The following is a 1,395-nucleotide window of genomic DNA, read 5'->3' as shown; positions in this document are numbered from 1 at the left end:
CCGTAACTACAGTGACGCTGATGCTAGCTGCGGCGCTCCGCCACGCGATTGAGCTTGTGCGAGGGCAACAGCAAAAACCAGATCGCGAAAAACGGCCACAGCAGCGACAAGAACTGCGCCGCACCCATGAAGTTGAGGAACTTGCCCTGCACCCAGCCTTGCAGCGTGGCCGAAAAATACGGGTTCACGGGAATGGTATTGACCACCAATAAGCTTAGCAGCAAGGTCACCACCGCTAGCCTGCGCTGCGCCACCTGCGGCGCAAAGGCCAGCCCGGCCAGCATGATCGCCCCGATCAGAAAGCCGCCCTGCACGCCGGGCGTGAACCAGTTGAACGCATTTTCCGGCGTGAACTGTAGCGAACTGGCGAGCGTCTTGAACACCAGCGCAATGGCCACCATGGCAATCATCAGGCGGGCGCGCGGCGCGCCACGGTTGAGCAAACAGAGCATGGTGAGCACCGCACCGGTCATGCCGCAGGCCGTGATGACCGTGTCCGACAGCCAGTACTGCTCGGCCGTCATGTCGGCGCCGGGGCGCAGCATGATCACCAGGTCAATGTCGGTCGAGAGCCATTGCGACAGCCACTCGGAAAAAATCGGCAGCAATTGGCCGTGCCCGAACATGTGGCCGAGCGGGTAGATCTGCGCCAGCGGCCACAAGGCCAGCAGCACCAGGCCCTGGCTGGCATGGGGCGCGAACCAGCGCTTGCGCGTCTGGTACAAACGGCTTTCATTGAGGTAGGAGCGGGCGCCCGCCAGACCGATGAAGGCGCCGATCAGGGCGCCGACCGAATTGGTCAGCAAGTCCAGGCTGGAGGGCACGCGGCTTGGCAGGTAGGTCTGCACCGCCTCGGCCAGGCCGGACACCAGCACGCCCAGAACGGTCGCGCCCACAATCGCCCACACGCCGCGCAGGTAGGGGTAAAGCGCCAGCACCAGCAGCATGCCGAGCGGGACGTAGCCGACGACGTTGACGATCACGTCGAACCAGGTCCAGTACTGCGGCATGGCCAGCGTCAGGAAGGTCGAGGGCGAGAGCCCTGCGCCGCGCCAGCCCGAAAACGGGAACCAGCTGGCATACACGATCAGCAGCAGGTAGGCCAGCAGCGCCGCCCTGGAAACGGGCGAACCTCTCGGTTCGCGTCTTGGCTCGGCAGGGATCATTGCTTGGGCAGGGGCAGCGTGGCCAGCCAGGCGTTGATGTCGGCGGCCACCGCGTCAGTGGCTGCGGCCAGCGCGCGCGCGCCGCCCGCAGCGTCGGCGCTGGCAGCCGGTATTTTGCGGCTGAAGGTCTTCTGGTCGACCAGTTTATGCTGGTTGAATAGCGACGCGCGCAACACCAGTTGGCCATAGCTTTTCGATGCGCTGTCGAAGCTGTGGGTAATGTCGTCGA

Annotated in this window: 1 protein-coding gene and 1 pseudogene; both read right to left on the bottom strand. The window is 64.4% G+C overall.

Going from position 1 to position 1,395, the window contains the following annotated elements:
• Window positions 1-23: 23 nt before the first annotated feature.
• Window positions 24-1,166: a VanZ family protein gene (locus ACP7BV_RS26990; protein WP_426107978.1), complete on the bottom strand. Its 1,143-nt coding sequence runs from the start codon at window positions 1,164-1,166 to the stop codon at window positions 24-26.
• Window positions 1,163-1,395: pseudogene (locus ACP7BV_RS26985) on the bottom strand (ABC-type transport auxiliary lipoprotein family protein); the annotation flags it as partial. The gene ACP7BV_RS26990 and the pseudogene ACP7BV_RS26985, both read right to left, overlap by 4 nt.

It is taken from the genome of Massilia sp. TSP1-1-2, assembly GCF_049896185.1.
GTDB lineage: Bacteria > Pseudomonadota > Gammaproteobacteria > Burkholderiales > Burkholderiaceae_D > Telluria_A.
This window is presented reverse-complemented; position numbering and strand designations above follow the sequence as displayed.